We start from the raw sequence: 19094 nt of genomic DNA, 5'->3' as shown, positions 1-19094 counted from the left end.
CAGCCCATGGAATCCAAACCGCAAACCGGCCCCCGCCGCACGAGGGACCGCATCCTCGACGTCTCGCTGCGCCTGTTCAATGAACTGGGCGAGCCGAACGTGACCACCACCACGATCGCGGAGGCGATGGAGATCAGTCCCGGCAACCTCTACTATCACTTCCGCAACAAGGACGACATCATCAACTCCATCTTCGTGCAGTTCGAGCAGGAGATGGAGCGCCGCCTGAAGCTGCCCGACGACCACAAGGCCACGCTCGACGAAAGCTGGGGCTACCTCCAGTACATGTCCGAGTTCCTGTGGAACTACCGCTTCCTCTATCGCGACATCAACGACCTGCTGGCGCGCAACCGGATGCTGGAGACCAACTTCAAGCGCATCGTCGAGCAGAAGAACCGCTTCGCCCAGGCCATCTGCCGGCAGTTCATCGAGGACGGCGAGATGGTGGCCACGCCCGAGCAGGTCGAAGCCATCTGCACCAATATCGTCGTGGTCGCCACCTACTGGCTGTCGTTCCAGTTCGTGCAGCACCCGCGCCAGTACAACGACCCGGAACGGATCCGCGGCTACCTGCACGGCTCCAGCTACCACATCTTCTCCATCCTCGCGCCCTACCTGCGCGGCAAGGCGCGTGCCGCCTTCGACCAGCTAGCGCGCGATTACGCGGCCGTCAAGGCCGCCCAGACCATCAAGGAATCGAAGTGAAATCCGTCTGCGTGTACTGCGGCTCCAGCCCCGGCCACCGTCCCGAATACGCCGAACAGGCGCGTGCGCTCGGCCAGGCGCTGGCCGAGCGCGGCCTGGCGCTGGTCTACGGCGGCGGCAAGGTCGGCCTGATGGGCATCATCGCCGACGCCGTGCTGGCCCATGGCGGCACCGCCATCGGCATCATCCCGCAGGCGCTGATGGACAAGGAGGTCGGCCACCGCGGGCTGAGCGAGCTGCACGTGGTGCGCAATATGCACGAGCGCAAGCAGATGATGGCCGACCGCGCCGACGCCTTCATCGCCATGCCCGGCGGCGTGGGCACCTACGAAGAATTGTTCGAGACCGTCACCTGGCAGCAGCTCGGCTACCACGCCAAACCCATCGGCCTGCTCAATGTGGCGGGCTTCTACGACGGCATGCTGGGCTTCCTCTCGCATGCGGTGCAGGAAGGCTTCCTCAAGCAGGTCCATGCCGACCTGCTGCACGTCGACACCGCGCCGGCCGGTCTGCTCGCCAAGCTGGAGCAGGCACCGCGTGTGACCGTCGACAAGTGGCAGGAAAAGCGCGCCGAGGCCTGAGCGCCGCCGGCGCCGCCCTGCCCCGCGCAGCCATGGCCTAGAAGGACGAGCCCGGCTCGCGCAGGAAGGCCGCTTCCTCGGCCGTGCCGGCCCGCCCCAGGATCGCATTGCGGTGCGGGAAACGCCCGAAGCGCACGATGATGGCGCGGTGCTTGTCGGCCCACTCCACGGTGTCGACCGCGCCGCCACTCTCGTCGCGCAGCCGGTGCGTCAGCCTGACCGATTCGTCCTGGGCCGCGAGTTCTTCCGCATGCTCGAAGGGCAGGTAGCAGAACATGCGGTGCCAGCTGGTCGGCAGGCGCAGGTCGCCGCCGCCGGCCACCAGCCGGCGCGCCAGCGCCAGTGCGCGCGCATCGGTGGCGAAGCTGCGCGCATCGCCGCGGAACAGGTTGCGCGGGAACTGGTCGAGCAGCACGATGCGCGCGCAGGTGCCTTCCGGCGTCTGTGCCCAGGCGGCGTCCTGCGCCTCGCCACCGGGCGCGGCGGCGGCCTCCCATTCGGCCAGGAAGGCCTGGCGGATGGTGTCGTCGAAAGCGGCCGATTTGGCGAACCACTCGCGGCGCGAGGTATCCCAGGCGGGAGAGTCGGGTGTGCCGAACCAGAAATCGAGCACGCGGCGGGCGGCGGCGGGAAGCTTGTCCGTCATGCCTGGCGATCTCCTGCTAGTCGAAAAATTGGACGGAGGCGGCGCCGGCGCGCTCAGCGCGCCACGTTGCGCATCCAGTCGGCGGTCTGGAACAGGGCCTCCATCAGGCGCAGCTGCAGCGGCTCCGGCAGGCCCGTGTCCTGCATCGCCAGCGCCATGCAGCGCATCCACTGGTCACGCTCGCTGGTGCCGATCTCGAAGGGCAGATGGCGCGCGCGCAGGCGCGGGTGGCCGAAGCGCTCGATGAAGTAGTTGGGCCCGCCGAGCCAGCCGCACAGGAACCAGAACAGCTTGTCGCGCGAGCCGTCCAGCGAGGCGGGATGCAGCGCGCGCAGTCCGGCGAACTCCGGCTCGAGGTCCATCAGGTCGTAGAAGCGGTCGACCAGTTCGCGCACGCGCGCCTCGCCGCCGATCAGTTCGTAGGCGCTGGTTTCGCGCTTTGCGCCGTCGCCCGGGGTGTCGTTGTGTTCCGTACTCGTCATGCCGTAAGGGGTGTTGGCTGGATCAGGGCGGCCGAACAGGGCTGCCGAAAGCCGCCATGATACGGGGAATACGGGGATCCGGCCGCACGCGCGGCGGCGGGCCGGGTCCCCCGTTTCATGGCGACGGGCCCCGGCGGCGGCGACCGTGCCTGCCTCAGGCGTCGCGCAAGGTCGCCAGGGCCGGCTGGCGCAGCACTTCGCGCAGGCCCAGCCAGCCGCCGGCCAACGCACACAGCGCCCCCGCCACCACGCCGGCCGGCACGATCCACGGATTGAAGCGGTAGGGAAAATCGAACACCTGCGTGGCCAGCCCCCAGCCTACCGCGAGCGCGCCCAGGCTGGCCAGCAGGCCGGCCAGCGCGCCCACCACCAGGAACTCCGCGTATTGGGTCTGGCGCACCAGCGCGGCCGAGGCCCCCAGCGCCTTGAGCAGGCCGGCGTCGCGCCGGCGCTCGTCGCGCGTGCCGGACAGCGCCGCATACAGCACCGTCACACCGGCCGCCAGCGTGAAGGCGAACAGGAACTCGACCGCGGCGATGACCTGGTCCAGCACCTGCTGCACCTGGCGCAGGATCAGCTCGGTGTTGACCACGGTGATGTTGGGGAAAGCCGCCACCAGCCGGTTATCCAGCGGCGCCTGCGCCGACGGCAGGTGGAAGGCCGTGATGTAGGTCTCCGGCATGCCGTGCATCATGGCCGGTGGCAGGATCACGAAGAAATTGACGCGCATCGAACTCCAGTCGAGCTTGCGCAGCGATGTCACCCTGGCCTCCACCGGCTGGCCCGCCACATCGAAGCGCAACGTGTCGCCCAGGCGGATGCCGAGGGTGCGGGCGATGCCCTCTTCCACCGAGGCCCCGGCCAGCTGCCCGCGCGGCCAGCTGCCGGCAACCACGCGGTTGCCCTCGGGCAGGGTGTCCATGTAGGACAGGTTGAATTCCCGCTCGACCAGGTTGCGCGCCCGCTCGGCCGGATAGTCGGCCCCCGTCACCGCGCGGCCGTCGATATGGGTGAGGCGCCCGCGCACCATCGGATACAGCAGGTCCTGGATACCGGCGCCGGCGAGCCGGGCGCGCAGGGCGTCGCGCTGGTCGGGCTGGATATTGATGACGAAGCGGTTGGGCGCGTCGGCGGGCGTGGCGCCGCGCCACGAGGCGATCAGGTCGCTGCGCGTCATGCCGAGCAGCAGCAGCGCCATCAGGCCCACCGCCAGGGCCACCGTCTGCAGCACAGTGACGCCGCGCCGCCGCTCCAGCACCGCCAGCGCGAAACGCCAGCCGACCCCGGCCACGCCGCTGCCCAGGCGCCCGCGCAGCAGCCGCGCCAGCGCGCCCAGCACCGCCAGCGACAACAGGCCGAACAACAGGCCTGCCGCGAGGAAGCCGCCTGCCGTCAGCAGGCCGAGCTTGAGGTCGCGCGCGGCGGCCAGCAGCAGCAGGCCGAAGGCGGCCAGCCCGAAGCCGTAGGCCAGCCAGGCCGATACCGGCGGCAGGCCGAGGTCGCGCCGCAGCACGCGCAGCGGCGATACGCGCGTCAGCGACAGCAACGGCGGCAAGGCGAAACCGCTCAGCAGGACCAGGCCCGACAGCAGGCCGAGCGCGGCCGGGCGCGGCGACGGCGGCGGCAAGGTCACGGTCAGCAGGCCGCCCAGCGACAGCAGCAGGCCATAGTGCGCCAGATAGCCCAGCGCCACCCCGACGGCAGCGCCGGCCAGGCCCAGCAGCACGAATTCCAGCCCGAAGGCGCGCAGGATCTGCCCGCGCGACAGCCCCAGGCACTTGTAGACCGCGCAGGCATCGGTGTGACGCTGCACGTAGCGGCGCGCCGACATGGCGATCGCCACCGCGGCGATCATCGCCGACAGCACCGCCACCAGCGACAGGAAACGCTCGGCGCGGTCGAGCGTGGCGCGCATCTGCGGCTGGCCGGTCTCCAGCGACTCGACCCGCATATTGCGCAGGCCGAGCCGCGCGATCTCCTGCTGGGCCCAGCGCTGGAAGGCAGCGGCGGCGGGATCGGCACCCGCCACCAGCAGCCGGTAGCTGACGCGGCTGCCCCAGCCGACCAGGCCGGTGCTGTCCAGGTCCGACAGCGCCAGCATCACGCGCGGCGCGAAGTTCATGAAGCCGGCACCGCGGTCCAGCTCCTGGGTGAGGATGCGCGCGACACGGAAGCCACGGCTGCCGAGCTGGACGGTATCGCCCATGCGCAGCCCCAGCGCATCGAGCAGGGCTTCATCGACCCACACCGTGCCGGGCTCGGGAATGCCTTCGGCAACCGTCTCGGGGCCGCCCGGCGCAGCGCTCGTCTTGAGCCGCCCCCGCAGCGGATAGGCCGGACTGACGGCCTTGAGCGCGGCCAGCCGGCTCGGCGCGTCGCCCGCCGCCGCGCCGCGGGCCGTGGCCATGCTGGGGAAGGTCACGGTCTGGGCCACCGCCAGCCCGGCCTGCCGGGCGTGGTCGGCGAAGCCGGCGGGAAACGGCTGGTCGGCCACCAGCAGCACGTCGGCGCCGATCATCTGGCGCGCATCGCGCTCCAGCCCCAGCCGCATGCGGTCGGCCAGGAAGCCGACGCTGCTGAGCGCGGCCACGGCCAGCACCAGCGCAAACAGCAGCAGGTTCAGTTCGCCGGCCAGCCAGTCGCGCCGGGCCATGCGCAAGGCCTGGCGCCAGGCGGAAAAGCGTGCGGCAGCGGCTGGCGCACCGGGGCTGGCGGGAGCGGTCGGCGGCGGGAATGGCTGGCTTGGCGGCTGGGTCATCGTCGTCGGTCGGGAAAAGGCATGGCCTCGGGTCAAGGCCGGTTCAAGGGTGGATGCCGCAGTGGATGCCGGGCTGGGCCGTCTTGCCGGCGGCAGGATCCGCGCCGTGGCACGACAAGGCGATCGCCATCACGATACCCGCTACTCGCGCCCGGCCGGCTGCCGCGTCCGCGCCGCGGCCCGTCCGAGGGCACCGTGCAGGCGGCGTACACCGCGCCACAGGCGTGGCAGCAGCCAGGCGGCCAGCCCCAGGAAGACCAGCAGCAGCACCAGGAACAGCAGCGGCAGGAAGAACGACAGCAGCAGGCCGGCGGTGGCGCCGAGGTCCTCGCTGAAGGAAGCGACCCAGTTGGAAAACGGCTCGGGCGAGACATTGATCAAGGCGCGCGTGCCCGCCTTGACTGCGTGGGCGGTGCCCGCCAGCGTGCCGCCGGCCAGGCCGGCGGCCACCACCCACTGCGGATCGAGCTGGCCGAAGGCGGCCGCCGCCAGGATGGCGCCGGCGGGAATGCGCACGAAGGTCTGGATGCTGTCCCAGACCGAGTCGAAGCCCGGCATCTTGTCCGCCAGGAACTCCGCCAGCGCCAGTACCGCGGCCAGGCCGAGCACCCACCAGGACGTCAGCGGCTGCAGCCCGGGGGGCAGGTGCAGCCAGCCCAGGCGGGCCAGCAGGCCGGCGGTGAACACGGCCAGGTAGAGGCGGAAGCCGCTGGTCCAGGACAACCCGGCTGCCAGCGCGGCCGTTTCCAGCATGGCGCTCCTTGTGATCGGCTGCGGCAGGATCGCCGCTGGATGCAGTGTAATCCGGATCGCGCAGGCACCCGGCACGGGCGGCGCGGCACCGCCATTGTGCAGAGAACGCCGGTTCAGGCGGCGTCCGCCACCTGCGGCAGGTCGGCCGCCACCTCGGCGATCATGCGGCGCAGCCACAGCACATCGGGCGCGGCGTGGCAGCGCTCGTGCCAGAGCTGGTAGAAGCGCATGCGCGGGAAGACCACCGGCGAGGGCACCATGCGGATCGGCAGGTACTGGGCGTAGTGGGCGGCGAACTGGCGGCCCGTGGTGAAGACCATGTCAGTCTTCATCAGCACGTAGGGCACCAGGCCGAAATACGGCAGCGTGACCTGGATATTACGCTTGTAGCCTTGCTCGGCCAGCGCCTGGTCGATCATGCTGCGCTGCATCGAGGCATAGGGCGCCGGCGCCAGGTGCGGCATCTCCAGGTAGTGCTTCAGCGTCAGGCCCTTGCGCGCCAGCGGATGCTGGGCGCCCAGCATGCAGACCACCTCGTCCTCGAACAGCGGCGAGATGTGCAGGTGCTCGGGCGGCGACAGCCAGTTGCCGACCACGATGTCGAGCTGGCCCTGCTCCAGGTCCTCCAGGAAGTCGCTGCCGGCGGTCATCGGATGCACGAACAGCTTGGCGCCGGGCGCCAGCCGGCGCACCCGCTCGACGATATTGGGCAGGAAGAAGGCATCCAGGTAGTCCGGCGCGCCCAGGTGGAAGGTGCGCGTGGTGGTGGCCGGGTCGAACTGCTGCGGCGGGCGCGCGATGCGGTCCATCGCCGCCAGGCTCTGCTCGGCCAGCAGCAGCAGCTCGCGGCCGCGCTCGGTCGGTACCATGCCGCTCTTGCCCCGCACCAGGATGGCATCGCCGGTGATTTCGCGCAGACGCTTGAGCGTATTGCTGATGGCCGGCTGCGACTGGCCCAGGCGCACGGCCGTGCGGGTCACGCTCTGCTCGGTGAGCAGGGTATGCAGCACCCGCAGCAGGTAGGTATCGAGATGGTCGCGTCCGTGCATGGGGCGGTCGCCGCGGGGCCGGCCGGGCCGGCGGCGGTGGTGGCGAGGAGGATGGGAACGGCGCATAGTGTAAGCGAGGCACCCGGCGGCAGGTCAATCCGCGCGCACCCTGGCCGCCCGCTCTCCGCCCTGATGGCGCACATCACCTGGGCCGAATATTGCTTGCTCCAGCCCGATGCTATGTTTCACGCCATAACACAAGGCACCTAACGGAATACGAGACCATGGAGACGCAACCCATCCGCTTCTACCATCGCGGCCAGATCCAGGAAGTCGCGGACGCCCCGATCACCCGCACCGTGCTGCAGTACCTGCGCGAGGACGTGCGCTGCACGGGCACCAAGGAGGGCTGCGCCGAGGGCGACTGCGGCGCCTGCACCGTCGTCATCGGCGAGCTGCAGGACGACGGCCAGGTCGCCTTCAAGGCGGTCAACTCCTGCATCCAGTTCCTGCCCACGCTGGACGGCAAGGCACTGATCACGGTCGAGGACCTGCGCCAGGCCGACGGCACCCTGCATCCGGTGCAGGAAGCGCTGGTGGAATGCCATGGCTCGCAATGCGGCTTCTGCACGCCTGGCTTCGTCATGTCGCTGTGGGCGCTGTACCAGCAGCACACCCCGGGCGGCGACGCCCCCGCGCGCAGCACCATCTGCGACGCCCTGACCGGCAACCTGTGCCGCTGCACCGGCTACCGTCCCATCATCGACGCCGGCCAGCGCATGATGGCGCTGCCCGCGCCGCGGCCCGGCAAGCTCGAGCCGCGCAGCATCGCCGAGGCCCTGCGCGGCCTGCGCCGCGACGGCACCTTCCACTACAGCGCCGCCGGCCGGCAGTTCCATGCGCCGCGCACCGCCTCCGCCTTCGCCGCGCTCAAGGCCGCCGAGCCGGGCATCCGCATCCTGGCCGGCAGCACCGACGTCGGCCTGTGGGTGACCAAGCAGTTCCGCGAACTGGGCGACCTGCTCTATATCGGCCAGGTACAGGACCTGTACTACGTCGAACCGCGCGACGGCATGCTCGAGATCGGTGCCGCCGTGCCGCTGGAGCCGGCCTACGCCGCGCTCACGGCCCATCACCCGGCACTGGAAGAGCTGTGGAAGCGCTTCGCCTCGCTGCCGATCCGCAATGCCGGCACGCTCGGCGGCAATATCGCCAACGGTTCGCCGATCGGCGATTCGATGCCGGCGCTGATCGCGCTGGGTGCCGAAGTGGTGCTGCAACATGGCGACACGCGCCGCACCCTGCCGCTCGAAGACCTCTACCTGGCCTACCAGAAGACCGCCATGGCCGCAGGCGAGTTCGTCGCCGCGCTGCGCGTGCCGCTGGCAGGCCCGGCGCACTTCCGCACCTACAAGCTGTCCAAGCGCTTCGACGAAGACATCTCCGCGGTCTGCGCCGCCTTCGCCATCGACGTCGAGGACGGCATCGTCACGCGCGCGCGCATCGCCTTTGGCGGCATGGCCGCCACGCCCAAGCGCGCCGCCGCGGCCGAGGCGGCCCTCACCGGCCAGCCCTGGGACGAAGCCAGCGCGCGCGCCGCCATGGCCGCGCTGGGCCAGGACTACACGCCGTTGACCGACATGCGCGCCAGCGCCGCCTACCGCGCGCGCGGCGCCGCCAACCTGCTCTACCGCTTCTGGCTGGAGACGCGCGCCGACGCGCTGCCCGCCGCCAGTGTCAACGTCCGCGCCCCCGGCGCCGGCGCCGACGTGATCGCCGCCGGTGTCTAAGGAGTGAACGGCATGAACAAGCAGACCGAACCCTTCCTGCTCGACGAAAGCGTGGCCACCGAGGCTGCGCCACAGGTCGGCATCTCGCGCCCGCACGAGTCCGCCCACCTGCACGTGGCCGGCACCGCCACCTACACCGACGACATCCCCGAGCTGGCCGGCACGCTGCACGCCGCCCTGGGCATGAGTGCGCGCGCCCATGCGCGCATCAGGTCGATCTCGCTCGACAAGGTGCGCGCCGCGCGCGGCGTGGTCGCGGTGCTGACCGCGGACGATATCCCGGCCGTCAACGACTGCGGCCCGATCATCCACGACGACCCCATCCTGGCCCGCGAGGTGGTCCAGTTCATCGGCCAACCGGTGTTCCTGGTGGTGGCCAGCTCGCACGACGCGGCGCGCCGCGCCGCACGCCTGGGCGAGATCGAGTACGAAGACCTGCCGCCGGTACTGTCGCCCGAGGCCGCGCACGCCGCGGGCAGCTATGTGCTGCCGCCGATGCACCTGACGCGCGGCGAGCCCGCTGCCCGCATCGGCGCCGCGGCCCATCGCGACAGCGGCCACATCCGCCTGGGCGGCCAGGAGCAGTTCTACCTGGAGGGCCAGATCTCCTATGCCGTCCCCAAGGAAAACGACGGCATGCACGTGTGGTGCTCGACGCAGCACCCCACCGAGATGCAGCACGCGGTGGCCCATATGCTGGGCTGGCACGTGCACCAGGTCCAGGTGGAGTGCCGCCGCATGGGCGGCGGCTTCGGCGGCAAGGAATCGCAGTCGGCCCTGTTCGCCTGCTGCGCGGCGCTGGCGGCGTGGAAGCTGCTGTGTCCGGTCAAGCTGCGCCCGGACCGCGACGACGACATGATGATCACCGGCAAGCGCCATGACTTCGTCTTCGACTACCAGGCCGGCCACGATGCCGAGGGCCGCCTCGAAGGCGTGCAGGTGGAGATGGTGTCGCGCGCCGGCTTCTCGGCCGACCTGTCGGGCCCGGTGATGACCCGCGCGATCTGCCATTTCGACAATGCCTACTGGCTGCCGGACGTGCAGATCGATGGCTACTGCGGCAAGACCAATACCCAGAGCAATACCGCCTTCCGCGGCTTCGGCGGCCCGCAGGGCGCCTTCGCCATCGAGTACATCCTCGACAACGTCGCCCGCGCGGTCGGGCGCGACGCCTTCGACGTGCGCCGCGCCAACCTGTACGGCAAGGGCGAGCGCAACGTCACGCCCTATGGACAGACCGTGGAGGACAACGTCATCCACGAACTGCTCGACGAGCTCGAGGCCAGCAGCGAATACCGCGTCCGCCGCGCCGCCACGCGCGCCTTCAACGCGGCCAGCCCGGTGCTGAAGAAGGGCATCGCCATCACCCCGGTGAAGTTCGGCATCTCCTTCAACGTGGCCCACTTCAACCAGGCGGGCGCACTGGTGCACGTCTACAACGACGGCTCGGTGCTGGTGAACCACGGCGGCACCGAGATGGGCCAGGGCCTGAACACCAAGGTGGCGATGGTGGTGGCGCACGAACTGGGCATTCGCCTCGAACGCGTGCGCTGCAGCGCCACCGACACCAGCAAGGTGGCCAACACCTCGGCCACCGCCGCCTCCACCGGCGCCGACCTGAACGGCAAGGCGGCGCAGGACGCGGCCCGCCAGATCCGCGAGCGCCTGGCCGCCTTCGCCGCGCGCAAGGCCGGCGTGGACGTGTCGGAAGTGCGCTTCGGCGACGACCTGGTGGTGGCCGGCGAACTGCGCCAGCCCTTCGACGAGCTGGCGCGCGAAGCCTACGTGGCGCGCGTGCAGCTGTGGTCCGACGGCTTCTACACCACGCCCAAGCTGCACTGGGACCAGAGCAAGCTGCAGGGCCGTCCCTTCTACTATTTCGCCTACGGCGCGGCCTGCTCCGAGGTGCTGGTCGACACGCTGACCGGCGAATGGCGCCTGCTGCGCGCCGACGTGCTGCATGACGCCGGCCGCTCGCTCAACCCGGCGCTGGACATCGGCCAGGTCGAGGGCGCCTTCATCCAGGGCATGGGCTGGCTGACCACCGAGGAGCTGTGGTGGAACCAGAACGGCAAGCTGATGACGCATGCGCCGTCCACCTACAAGATCCCGACCGTCAACGACTGCCCGGAGACCTTCAACGTGCGGCTGTTCCAGAACCGCAACGTGGAAGACAGCATCCACCGCTCCAAGGCTGTCGGCGAGCCGCCGCTGCTGCTGCCGTTCTCGGTCTTCTTCGCCATCCGCGACGCCGTGGCGGCGCTGGGCGACTACCGGATCAATCCGCCGCTGACGGCTCCGGCCACCGGCGAGGCGATCCTCGATGCCGCGGACGCGGTGAGGGAGGCGGTGGCTGCACAGGAATGACGGATCGCGGGGGATGACCGACGGGCGCAGGCAGTTCGCGTGGAGCCACCCGCGGCCAGCCTGCCCCCAAGCCTCGAAGGCAAGACCGCAGCAAACCACCGATCGCCGCATCCAGCACAGCCGACACCGACAGCCGAAACCCGCCACCACCCAGAGACCGAACCATGCAGGACGCTCCGCTCCAACCCTTCCGCTTCGCCGATGCCGCCCGCTGGGTGCGCGCCGGCGTGCCCGTGGCGATGGTCAGCATCGTCGAGGTCAAGGGCTCGGCACCGCGCGAGCCCGGCGTGCGCATGCTGGTGACGGCGGACGCGCTGGTCGGCACCATCGGCGGCGGCCACCTGGAGTGGCGCGGCATGGAGATCGCCCGCACGATGCTGGACGCCGGCAGCGGCAGCCCGTCGCGCCGCATCGAGCGCATCCCGCTCGGCCCGGCCCTCGGCCAATGCTGTGGCGGCGTGGTCAAGCTCGCCTTCGAGGTGCTGAGCGAGGCCGACCTGCCATGGCTCGATGCGGCCGAGGCGGCCTTCGCGCGCGGCGACGCGCTGCTGCGCACGGTGCCGCCATCCGGTCCCGCGCGCCATGCGCCCAGCCGTGCCGTGGCGCCGGCGGTGGCGCTGCAGGCCGGCGGCGGCTGGAGCGACACGCTGGTCTCAGACGCCATGCAGATCGTGCTGTTCGGCGCCGGCCATGTCGGCCACGCCCTGGTCAAGGTGCTGGCCAACCTGCCGTGCCAGGTGCGCTGGGTCGACGAGCGCGACACCCTGTTCCCGCCGGGCCTGCCCGCCAACGTGCGCGCCGAGGCCACCGACATGCCCGAGGCCGAGGTCGACGCGGCCCCGCTCGGCAGCTACTTCCTGGTGATGACGCACAGCCACGCGCTCGACCTGGCCTTGTGCGAACAGATCCTGCGGCGGCGCGACTTCGCCTACTTCGGCCTGATCGGCTCGAAGACCAAGCGCGCGCGCTTCGAGCACCGCCTGGCCGAGCGCGGCGTGGACAGCGCGCGCCTCGCCGAGATGACCTGCCCGATGGGGGTGGCCGGCATCACCGACAAGGCTCCAGCTATGATTGCGGTTGCCATCGTCGCCCAACTGCTCCAGGTGCGCGATCAGCGGCTTGCCGCCCTGACCGCCAGCGCCCGGCAGCCGCAAGGGACGGCGCAACCCGTCACCCGGTGAATCCCGCCGGGCAATCATCAGAGGCCCCCATGACCATCGACGCCGCGCTCGCCGAACGCATCCGCCGCAGCCCCAAGGCGGAACTGCATGTCCATATCGAAGGCACGCTCGAACCCGAGCGCATCTTCCAGCTCGCCCAGCGCAACCAGGTCAAGCTGCCCTACCCCACCGTGGAGGCGCTGCGCGCGGCCTACGCCTTCACCGACCTGCAGTCCTTCCTCGACATCTACTACGCCGGCGCCAGCGTGCTGCTGACCGAGGAAGACTTCTTCGACATGACCATGGACTACGTCCGCCGCGCGGTGGCCGACAACGTCCGCCATGCCGAGATCTTCTTCGACCCGCAGACGCATACGGCGCGCGGCGTGCCGGTCTCGACCGTTATCGACGGCATCGCCGATGCGCTGGCCCAGGCGCGCACCGAATACGATTTCTCCAGCAGCCTGATCCTCTGCTTCCTGCGCCACCTCAGCGAGGAAGACGCCTTCGCCACGCTGGAGGCCGCTCTGCCCTTCCGCGACCGCTTCGTCGGCATCGGCCTGGACTCGTCCGAGCGCGGCAACCCGCCCGAGAAGTTCGCGCGCGTGTTCGCCCGCGCGCGCGAACTGGGCCTGCACCTGGTGGCGCATGCCGGCGAGGAGGGCCCGGCCGACTACGTGCGCGACGCGCTCGACCTGCTCAAGGTGGAGCGCATCGACCACGGTGTGCGCGCCATCGACGACGCCGCGCTGGTCGAGCGCCTCGCGCGCGAGCGCGTGCCGCTGACGGTGTGCCCGCTGTCGAACCAGAAGCTGAAGGTCTATCCCGACCTGCGCGACCATTCCCTCAAGCGGCTGCTCGATGCCGGCGTCGCCGTCACGCTGCACTCGGACGATCCCGCCTACTTCGGCGGCTACATGAACGCCAACTGGGAAGCCGTCTTCGAGGCGCTGCCGCTGGACGCGGCCGACGCGCACAAGCTGGCGCGCAACAGTTTCGAAGCGGCCTTCCTGCCCGCAGCGCAGAAGGCCGACTTCCTCGCCGAAGTGGACCACTTCTGGCGCTCCCCGCCCGCCACGCCTGCCGCGGCCTGAGCGAGGCGCAATCCAAGAACGACCGGCGTGCCAGGGCTGCGGCCCGCGCCGCCGGGCCCTGAGACGAACCCATGACGACCACTCCCGCCAACGCCTCCCCCAGCCACGCGAGCCAGGCCACCCGCGCCGTGCGCGGCCGCGTGCTGCACTTCCAGCGCGACCCGCAGTTCCATGAGGACGCCTATCAGTACTGGGAGGACGGGCTGCTGATCATCCGCGACGGCCGCATCGTCGCCGCCGGCGACCATGGCCGCCTGGCCGCGGAAATCCCTGCCGGCGCCGAAGTGATCGACCACCGCGGCAAGCTGATCGTGCCGGGCTTCATCGACACCCACGTCCACTTTCCGCAGACCGACATCATCGCCTCGCCGTCGCCAGGCCTGCTGCACTGGCTGGAAACCTATACCTTCCCCGAGGAACGCCGCTTCGAGGACCCGGACTACGCGCGCGGCGTGGCCGGCTTCTTCACCGAGGAACTGCTGCGCAACGGCACCACCAGCGCGGTGGTCTGGAGCACGGTGCACGCCGCCTCGGCCGACGCGCTGTTCGCCGAGAGCCACCAGCGCAACCTGCGCATGGTCACCGGCAAGGTGCTGATGGACCGCAACTGCCCCGAATTCCTGCGCGACACCGCGGAATCCGGCGCGCGCGACTCGGCCGAGCTGCTGTCGCGCTGGCACGGCAAAGGCCGCCTCGGCTACGCCATCACCCCGCGCTTCGCACCGACCTCGAGCGAGGCCCAGCTGGCCACCTGTGCGGAACTGGCGCGCGCCTACCCGGACGCCTACATCCAGACCCACGTGGCGGAGAACCGCGACGAGGTCAGATGGGTCGCCGAACTGTTCCCGCACGCGCGCAGCTACCTGGACGTCTACGACCACTACGGCTTGCTGCGCCCCGGCGCCTTCTACGGCCACGCCATCTACCTGGACCAGGACGACCGCCGGCGCCTGGCCGACAGCGGCGCCGCAGTGGCGCACTGCCCGACCTCGAACCTGTTCCTCGGCAGCGGCTTCTACGACTTCCACCAGTCCGACGCCAACCGCCTCAATGTCACGCTGGCCACCGACGTCGGCGGCGGCACCTCCTTCTCCATGCTGCGCACCATGAACGCCGCGCACAAGGTGGCGCGCATGGGCGGCTACTACCTGACCGCACTGCGCATGTTCTACCTGGCCACGCGCGCGGCCGCCGACGCGCTAGGCTGGTCCGAGCGCGTCGGCAGCTTCACGCCCGGCTGCGAGGCCGACTTCATCGTGCTCGACCCGCAGGCCACGCCGCTGATCGCACGCCGCAGCGCCCGCTCCGAAACGCTGGAAGAGCAGTTGTTCGCCTTCGCGATGCTGGGCGATGACCGTGTCATCGACCAGGTCTATGTGATGGGCGAGGCTGTCTGAGAGACGCCCAAGGCACTTCGTCGCGGCATGGCGCCCCGCCGCCGCGCCATGCCCGCCCCCTGTTGACCACGGTCAACACGGCCGTCATGCAGGGCCACTAAGCTGTCGCTTCGCGCGCGGCCTGCCGGCGCGCCGGGCCAAGACCGGTCCCGGCCGCACGCCGCGCGTCACCGACCTTGGAAAAACCGCATGACCGCCAAGCTGCAAGCCCGGGCCATGGAGCCCTGTCCCGACACCACCGCCGCGCCGGCGCCCGGCGCGCGCCGGCAGGCACCGCTGCCCGAGCCGATCGCGCCCGATGCGCCGCTGCCCTCGCGCAAGATCATCCGCGGCTGGCTGATCCCGCTGGGCCGGCGCACCACGCCACTGCCGCTGGCGCTGACCCTGCTCGACACCGCGCTGTTCCTGGCAGTCCTCGCCGGCGTGGTGCTGGCGCCGCACTGGGCGGCCAAGCTCGGCCTGGGCATCCTGGCCGGCCTGATGATCGCCCGCCTGTTCATCATCGGCCACGACGCCTGCCACCAGAGCCTGACGCCCCGGCGCGGCCTCAACAAATGGCTCGGGCGGCTGACCTTCCTGCCCTCGCTGACACCGTACAGCCTGTGGGAGATCGGCCACAACGTGGTGCATCACGGCTACACCAACCTGAAGGGCTTCGACTTCGTGTGGGCGCCCTACTCGCTCGAGGAATACCGCGCGCTGCCGCGCTGGCGCCGCGCGCTGGAGCGCGTCTACCGCACCGGCCTCGGCCCCGGCCTGTACTACCTGATCGAGATCTGGTGGCTCAAGCTGTTCTTCCCCAGCAAGCGCCAGATGCCGTCCCGGCGTGCCATCTTCACCTGGGACTGCCTGCTGGTGGCCGCCTTCGGCGCGGCCTGGATCGGCGCGCTGCTGGCCCTGGCCGCGGTCACCGGCCAGTCGGCCTGGATGCTGCTGACGATGGGCTTCGTCGTGCCCTTCCTGGTCTGGAACGCCACGGTCGGCTTCGTGCTCTACGTGCACCACACCCACGCCAGCGTGGCCTGGTACGAGACCAAGGCGATGTGGACGCGCGCCCAGCCCTTCGTCTCGACCACCGTGCACCTGCGTTTCCGCTACGGCATCGGCGCCGCGCTGCACCACATCATGGAACACACCGCCCACCACGTGGACATGAGCGTGCCGCTCTACCACCTGAAGCGTGCCCAGGCCGTGCTCGAGCACGCGCTGCCGGGCCGCATCATCGTGCAGAACTTCTCCTGGCGCTGGTACTTCGACACCGCACGCCGCTGCAAGCTGTATGACTTCAAGGCGCTGTGCTGGACCGACTTCCGCGGCCGCCAGACCAGCGAGAACTCGCCCGTTCCCGTCTGAAGCGACGGGAACGCGCCGGCGCGGGGCAGCCGCCGGCCATGGCGCCGGCACGACAGAGCGCCCGCACCGCGGCCGGCGGCGGTGGACTTGCCCGCCACGGCAACGCTATAATCCGCACTTCCATTGGGGAGTAGCCGCTCCGCCGTCACCGTCCCGCGCAATGCGGGAGCCGGAACGCGGAGGCGTACGTCAACAGACTTGACCGCTTGCGGTTATGGCGTGCGCAGCTTCCGGGACCAAGGCCTGCCATCCGGCGCGGCCCGTGCCCAGGGCCTGGCGAGACCGATGACGTCGCTTTTCCGGACAGGGCCGGGGAAGGCGTGCGTCATTGGCATCTCGCAGATGCGTCCGGCCCGGTGATCTCAAGAAAAATGGAAGCCTTCCTCGTCTCCACAGGTATCGTCGCCCTCGCCGAAATGGGCGACAAGACGCAGTTGCTGTCGCTCGTGCTGGCCGCGCGCTACCGGCGCCCGCTGCCGATCATCCTCGGCATCCTGATCGCCACCCTGGTCAACCATGGACTGGCCGGCGCGCTCGGCGGCTGGATCACCCACATGGTCGGCCCCTCGCTGCTGCGCTGGATCCTGGGCCTGGGCTTCATCGCCATGGCGGCCTGGATCCTGATTCCCGACAAGCTCGACGACGTCGAGCAAGGCAAGCCGGTGCGCGGCGCGCTCGGCATCCTCGGCACCACCATCGTCGCCTTCTTCTTCGCCGAGATGGGCGACAAGACGCAGATCGCCACCGTGGCGCTCGGCGCGCGCTTCAGCGGCGAAGTGCTGGCCGTGGTGGCCGGCACCACCTTCGGCATGATGCTGGCCAACGTGCCCGCCGTGCTGCTGGGCGGCCGCTTCGCCGACAAGCTGCCGATCGGACTGGTGCACAAGATCGCCGCCGCCATCTTCGTCGTGCTGGGCGTGCTGGCGCTGCTGGACGTCGGCGCCTGAGCGCGGTACGCGCGCCGGCCCCGCCGGCGCGGAAACGTGCGCTTACAACTTGCTGTCTCACCGCCCTCCCCCTCGCCCGTTAAGGAAGCAGCACTGGAACGGCCTGGCCGCCGGCCACGCCGCCCCAGGCGGATCGAATCTTGACGAGGAGAAGGATTGATGTCGAACCAGACAACACGCCCGCGCCGGGCCATGCACGGCCGGCGCGCCGCACGTGCCGCGCAGGCGGCCCTGGCCGCGCTGGCCGCCGCCGCCGCGCTGAGCGGCTGCGTGACCGAGCGCACAGTGGTGGTGCGCGAGCCGGCGCCGCACCAGGTCGTGCGGGCCATGCCGGCACCGGTGCACGAGGACCGCGGCCCGGCCCCTGGCTACGGCTGGAACTGGGTGCCCGGCCACTGGAAGTGGGCCGGCAACGACTGGCTGTGGGTGCACGGCAAGTGGGTCGAGCAGCCGGTGGCGCCGATGCCGCCGGTGATCGTCGAGCAGATCACGGTTGCGCCCACGCCGCATGCCTTCTGGGTGCCGGGCCACTGGGTGTGGCGCTATGAGGCCGGCGGCGGCTGGGCCTGGGTCAAGGGCCACTGGCACGGCTGAGCCTGGCTGAATGTACCGCTCGCGTACCGCCCGCGTGCCGCCGCCTGCGGCACGCCCGCCGCGGGCATAAAAAAACGGGGCACGAGGCCCCGTTCAAACCCTCTCCGGCCCTGCTGCCGGCCACCCCGCGCGAACGCGGGGACGGCCGGCGGACCGTCGATCACCGATCTTCCTGCCAAGCAGCGCCCTCGCGGCGCGCGCCTGGCGCGTCGGCGCTGCCGACCCGGCTGCTGTGGCCCGCCGGGCCGGCCCGCCACCTTCAGTTCGCCGTCTTGGCGCCGCCCTCGAACCACTGGCCCAGCAGCGCGCGCTCGTCATCCGTGATCTGCGTGACGTTGCCCAGCGGCATCGTCTTCTGCTGCACCGCCTGCTGGTAGATCAGCTGCGCGTGCGACTTGATCTCGTCCGCCGAGTCGAACATGATCCCCTTGGCCGCGGTCGGCATCATCTTCGGCTGGGCCGCGTGGCACTGCACGCAACGGGCGTTGATGATCTCCTGCACCTTGGCGAAGCTGACCTGGTTGGCGGCGCCGTCGGCGTCGCTGGCGGCCACCGCGGGACGCGGCTGCGGCGCGATCATCACCGCCACGCCGGCCAGCAGGGCCACGCCCACCGCGGGCCAGGCGACGTTGATCTTGCCCTTGTGCTTGAGGATGAAGAACTGGCGGATGAAGACGCCCGCCGCCATGATCATCACCAGCACCAGCCAGTTGTACTTGAAGCTGTAGGTCATGCTGTAGTGGTTGGACAGCATGGCGAACAGCACCGGCAGCGTGAAATACGTGTTGTGCACGCTGCGCTGCTTGCCGCGCTTGCCGTGGATCGGATCCACCGGCTGGCCTGCCTTGAGCGCTGCCACCACCTTGCGCTGGCCGGGGATGATCCACACCAGCACGTTGGCGCTCATGATGGTCGCGATCATCGCGCCGGTCAGCAGGAATGCCGCGCGGCCCGAGAATACGTGGCAGGCCACGAAGGCCGCCGCCACCACGTACAGGGCCACCAGCACCCCCACCAGCCCGTCGTTCTTGCCGAAGATGCGGCAGATGCAGTCGTAAACGATCCAGCCGATCAGCAGGTACGAGACCGCGAAGCCGACCGCCGCGCCGGGCGACATGTCGAACACGTTCTTGTCGATCAGGAAGGTGCTGGCATTGAACAGGTACAGCACCACCAGCAGCGCAAAACCCGACATCCAGGTGGAATAGGACTCCCAGTAGAACCAGTGCAGGTTCTCCGGCAACTGCTTGGGCGCGAGCAGGTACTTCTGCGGATTGTAGAAGCCGCCGCCGTGCACGGCCCACAGCTCGCCATCGACACCCTTGTCCTTCAGGTCGCCGGCGGTGGGCTTGGTCAGGCTGTTATCCAGCCAGACGAAGTAGAAAGACGAACCGATCCACGCGATGGCGGTGATGACATGCAGCCAGCGCAGCAGCAGATTGGCCCAGTCGAGAATATAGCCTTCCATGACTTGTCTC

General features: G+C 70.2%; 16 protein-coding genes and 1 riboswitch. Of the genes, 10 read left to right on the top strand and 6 right to left on the bottom strand.

The genetic code is table 11. The features are described from left to right. Positions 1–6: 6 nt before the first annotated feature. Positions 7–705: a TetR/AcrR family transcriptional regulator gene (locus BKK81_RS07815; RefSeq protein ID WP_071011858.1), complete on the top strand. Its 699-nt coding sequence runs from the start codon at positions 7–9 to the stop codon at positions 703–705. Further along, complete coding sequence (locus BKK81_RS07810; protein WP_071011855.1) at positions 702–1286, top strand: TIGR00730 family Rossman fold protein; 585 nt, start codon at positions 702–704, stop codon at positions 1284–1286. The genes BKK81_RS07815 and BKK81_RS07810 overlap by 4 nt, the downstream gene beginning before the upstream one ends. 37 nt (positions 1287–1323) lie before the next feature. Here BKK81_RS07810 and BKK81_RS07805 read toward each other — a convergent pair whose 3' ends face one another. The 5 genes from BKK81_RS07805 to BKK81_RS07785 form a co-directional block, all read right to left on the bottom strand. Next, positions 1324–1932, bottom strand: a complete 609-nt coding sequence (locus tag BKK81_RS07805; protein WP_071011853.1) for a DUF924 family protein — start codon at positions 1930–1932, stop codon at positions 1324–1326. 53 nt (positions 1933–1985) lie between these two features. Further along, positions 1986–2414, bottom strand: coding sequence for a group II truncated hemoglobin (locus BKK81_RS07800; RefSeq protein WP_071011851.1), 429 nt, complete (start codon positions 2412–2414; stop codon positions 1986–1988). Positions 2415–2568: 154 nt separating this feature from the next. Next, positions 2569–5172: an ABC transporter permease gene (locus BKK81_RS07795; protein WP_071011846.1), complete on the bottom strand. Its 2604-nt coding sequence runs from the start codon at positions 5170–5172 to the stop codon at positions 2569–2571. A gap of 141 nt (positions 5173–5313) precedes the next feature. Further along, positions 5314–5925, bottom strand: coding sequence for a DUF4126 domain-containing protein (locus tag BKK81_RS07790; RefSeq protein WP_071011844.1), 612 nt, complete (start codon positions 5923–5925; stop codon positions 5314–5316). 113 nt (positions 5926–6038) lie between these two features. After that, entirely contained in the window at positions 6039–6974 is a 936-nt protein-coding gene (locus tag BKK81_RS07785) for a LysR substrate-binding domain-containing protein (protein ID WP_071011843.1), read from the bottom strand. Positions 6975–7198: 224 nt separating this feature from the next. On the opposite strand from BKK81_RS07785, the gene xdhA reads away from it, so the two are divergent. The 8 genes from xdhA (at position 7199) to BKK81_RS07745 (ending at position 17616) form a co-directional block, all read left to right on the top strand. After that, positions 7199–8704: a xanthine dehydrogenase small subunit gene (gene xdhA / locus BKK81_RS07780; protein ID WP_071011841.1), complete on the top strand. Its 1506-nt coding sequence runs from the start codon at positions 7199–7201 to the stop codon at positions 8702–8704. Positions 8705–8716: 12 nt separating this feature from the next. After that, positions 8717–11071 (top strand): xanthine dehydrogenase molybdopterin binding subunit, encoded by a 2355-nt coding sequence (gene xdhB, locus BKK81_RS07775; protein ID WP_071011839.1) that lies wholly within the window; start codon positions 8717–8719, stop codon positions 11069–11071. Between the two features lie 164 nt (positions 11072–11235). Further along, complete coding sequence (gene xdhC / locus BKK81_RS07770) at positions 11236–12252, top strand: xanthine dehydrogenase accessory protein XdhC (RefSeq protein ID WP_071011838.1); 1017 nt, start codon at positions 11236–11238, stop codon at positions 12250–12252. 29 nt (positions 12253–12281) lie between these two features. Beyond that, a complete protein-coding gene (locus BKK81_RS07765) occupies positions 12282–13325 on the top strand; it encodes an adenosine deaminase (RefSeq protein ID WP_071011836.1) in 1044 nt (347 codons plus the stop codon). Positions 13326–13396: 71 nt separating this feature from the next. Next, entirely contained in the window at positions 13397–14722 is a 1326-nt protein-coding gene (guaD, locus tag BKK81_RS07760) for a guanine deaminase (protein WP_071011835.1), read from the top strand. 216 nt (positions 14723–14938) lie between these two features. Continuing rightward, positions 14939–16075 (top strand): fatty acid desaturase, encoded by a 1137-nt coding sequence (locus BKK81_RS07755; RefSeq protein WP_071016212.1) that lies wholly within the window; start codon positions 14939–14941, stop codon positions 16073–16075. A gap of 105 nt (positions 16076–16180) precedes the next feature. Further along, a riboswitch (yybP-ykoY riboswitch) is annotated at positions 16181–16393 on the top strand. A 53-nt stretch (positions 16394–16446) separates the two neighbouring features. Beyond that, on the top strand, positions 16447–17022 hold the full coding sequence (locus BKK81_RS07750; RefSeq protein ID WP_071011833.1) for a TMEM165/GDT1 family protein: 576 nt from the start codon (positions 16447–16449) through the stop codon (positions 17020–17022). 159 nt (positions 17023–17181) lie between these two features. After that, complete coding sequence (locus tag BKK81_RS07745) at positions 17182–17616, top strand: YXWGXW repeat-containing protein (RefSeq protein ID WP_071011832.1); 435 nt, start codon at positions 17182–17184, stop codon at positions 17614–17616. Between the two features lie 259 nt (positions 17617–17875). On the opposite strand, the gene BKK81_RS07740 is transcribed toward BKK81_RS07745, so the two are convergent. Continuing rightward, a complete protein-coding gene (locus BKK81_RS07740; protein ID WP_071011830.1) occupies positions 17876–19084 on the bottom strand; it encodes a urate hydroxylase PuuD in 1209 nt (402 codons plus the stop codon). Between the last annotated feature and the right edge of the window lie 10 nt (positions 19085–19094).

Source organism: Cupriavidus sp. USMAHM13 (assembly GCF_001854285.1).
Classification (GTDB): Bacteria; Pseudomonadota; Gammaproteobacteria; order Burkholderiales; family Burkholderiaceae; genus Cupriavidus; species Cupriavidus malaysiensis.
The sequence above is the reverse complement of the archived record's forward strand: the minus strand, read 5'-3'. Positions and strand labels throughout refer to the sequence as shown.

Excerpts from the sequence above, each read along its gene's own strand:
- BKK81_RS07815 (WP_071011858.1), top strand. The coding sequence starts at position 7 with ATGGAATCCAAACCGCAAACCGGCCCCCGCCGCACGAGGGACCGCATC.
- BKK81_RS07805 (WP_071011853.1), bottom strand. The coding sequence starts at position 1,932 with ATGACGGACAAGCTTCCCGCCGCCGCCCGCCGCGTGCTCGATTTCTGG.
- BKK81_RS07800 (WP_071011851.1), bottom strand. The coding sequence starts at position 2,414 with ATGACGAGTACGGAACACAACGACACCCCGGGCGACGGCGCAAAGCGC.
- BKK81_RS07795 (WP_071011846.1), bottom strand. The coding sequence starts at position 5,172 with ATGACCCAGCCGCCAAGCCAGCCATTCCCGCCGCCGACCGCTCCCGCC.
- BKK81_RS07790 (WP_071011844.1), bottom strand. The coding sequence starts at position 5,925 with ATGCTGGAAACGGCCGCGCTGGCAGCCGGGTTGTCCTGGACCAGCGGC.
- BKK81_RS07785 (WP_071011843.1), bottom strand. The coding sequence starts at position 6,974 with ATGCACGGACGCGACCATCTCGATACCTACCTGCTGCGGGTGCTGCAT.
- xdhA (WP_071011841.1), top strand. The coding sequence starts at position 7,199 with ATGGAGACGCAACCCATCCGCTTCTACCATCGCGGCCAGATCCAGGAA.
- xdhB (WP_071011839.1), top strand. The coding sequence starts at position 8,717 with ATGAACAAGCAGACCGAACCCTTCCTGCTCGACGAAAGCGTGGCCACC.
- xdhC (WP_071011838.1), top strand. The coding sequence starts at position 11,236 with ATGCAGGACGCTCCGCTCCAACCCTTCCGCTTCGCCGATGCCGCCCGC.
- BKK81_RS07765 (WP_071011836.1), top strand. The coding sequence starts at position 12,282 with ATGACCATCGACGCCGCGCTCGCCGAACGCATCCGCCGCAGCCCCAAG.
- guaD (WP_071011835.1), top strand. The coding sequence starts at position 13,397 with ATGACGACCACTCCCGCCAACGCCTCCCCCAGCCACGCGAGCCAGGCC.
- BKK81_RS07755 (WP_071016212.1), top strand. The coding sequence starts at position 14,939 with ATGGAGCCCTGTCCCGACACCACCGCCGCGCCGGCGCCCGGCGCGCGC.
- BKK81_RS07750 (WP_071011833.1), top strand. The coding sequence starts at position 16,447 with ATGGAAGCCTTCCTCGTCTCCACAGGTATCGTCGCCCTCGCCGAAATG.
- BKK81_RS07745 (WP_071011832.1), top strand. The coding sequence starts at position 17,182 with ATGTCGAACCAGACAACACGCCCGCGCCGGGCCATGCACGGCCGGCGC.
- BKK81_RS07740 (WP_071011830.1), bottom strand. The coding sequence starts at position 19,084 with ATGGAAGGCTATATTCTCGACTGGGCCAATCTGCTGCTGCGCTGGCTG.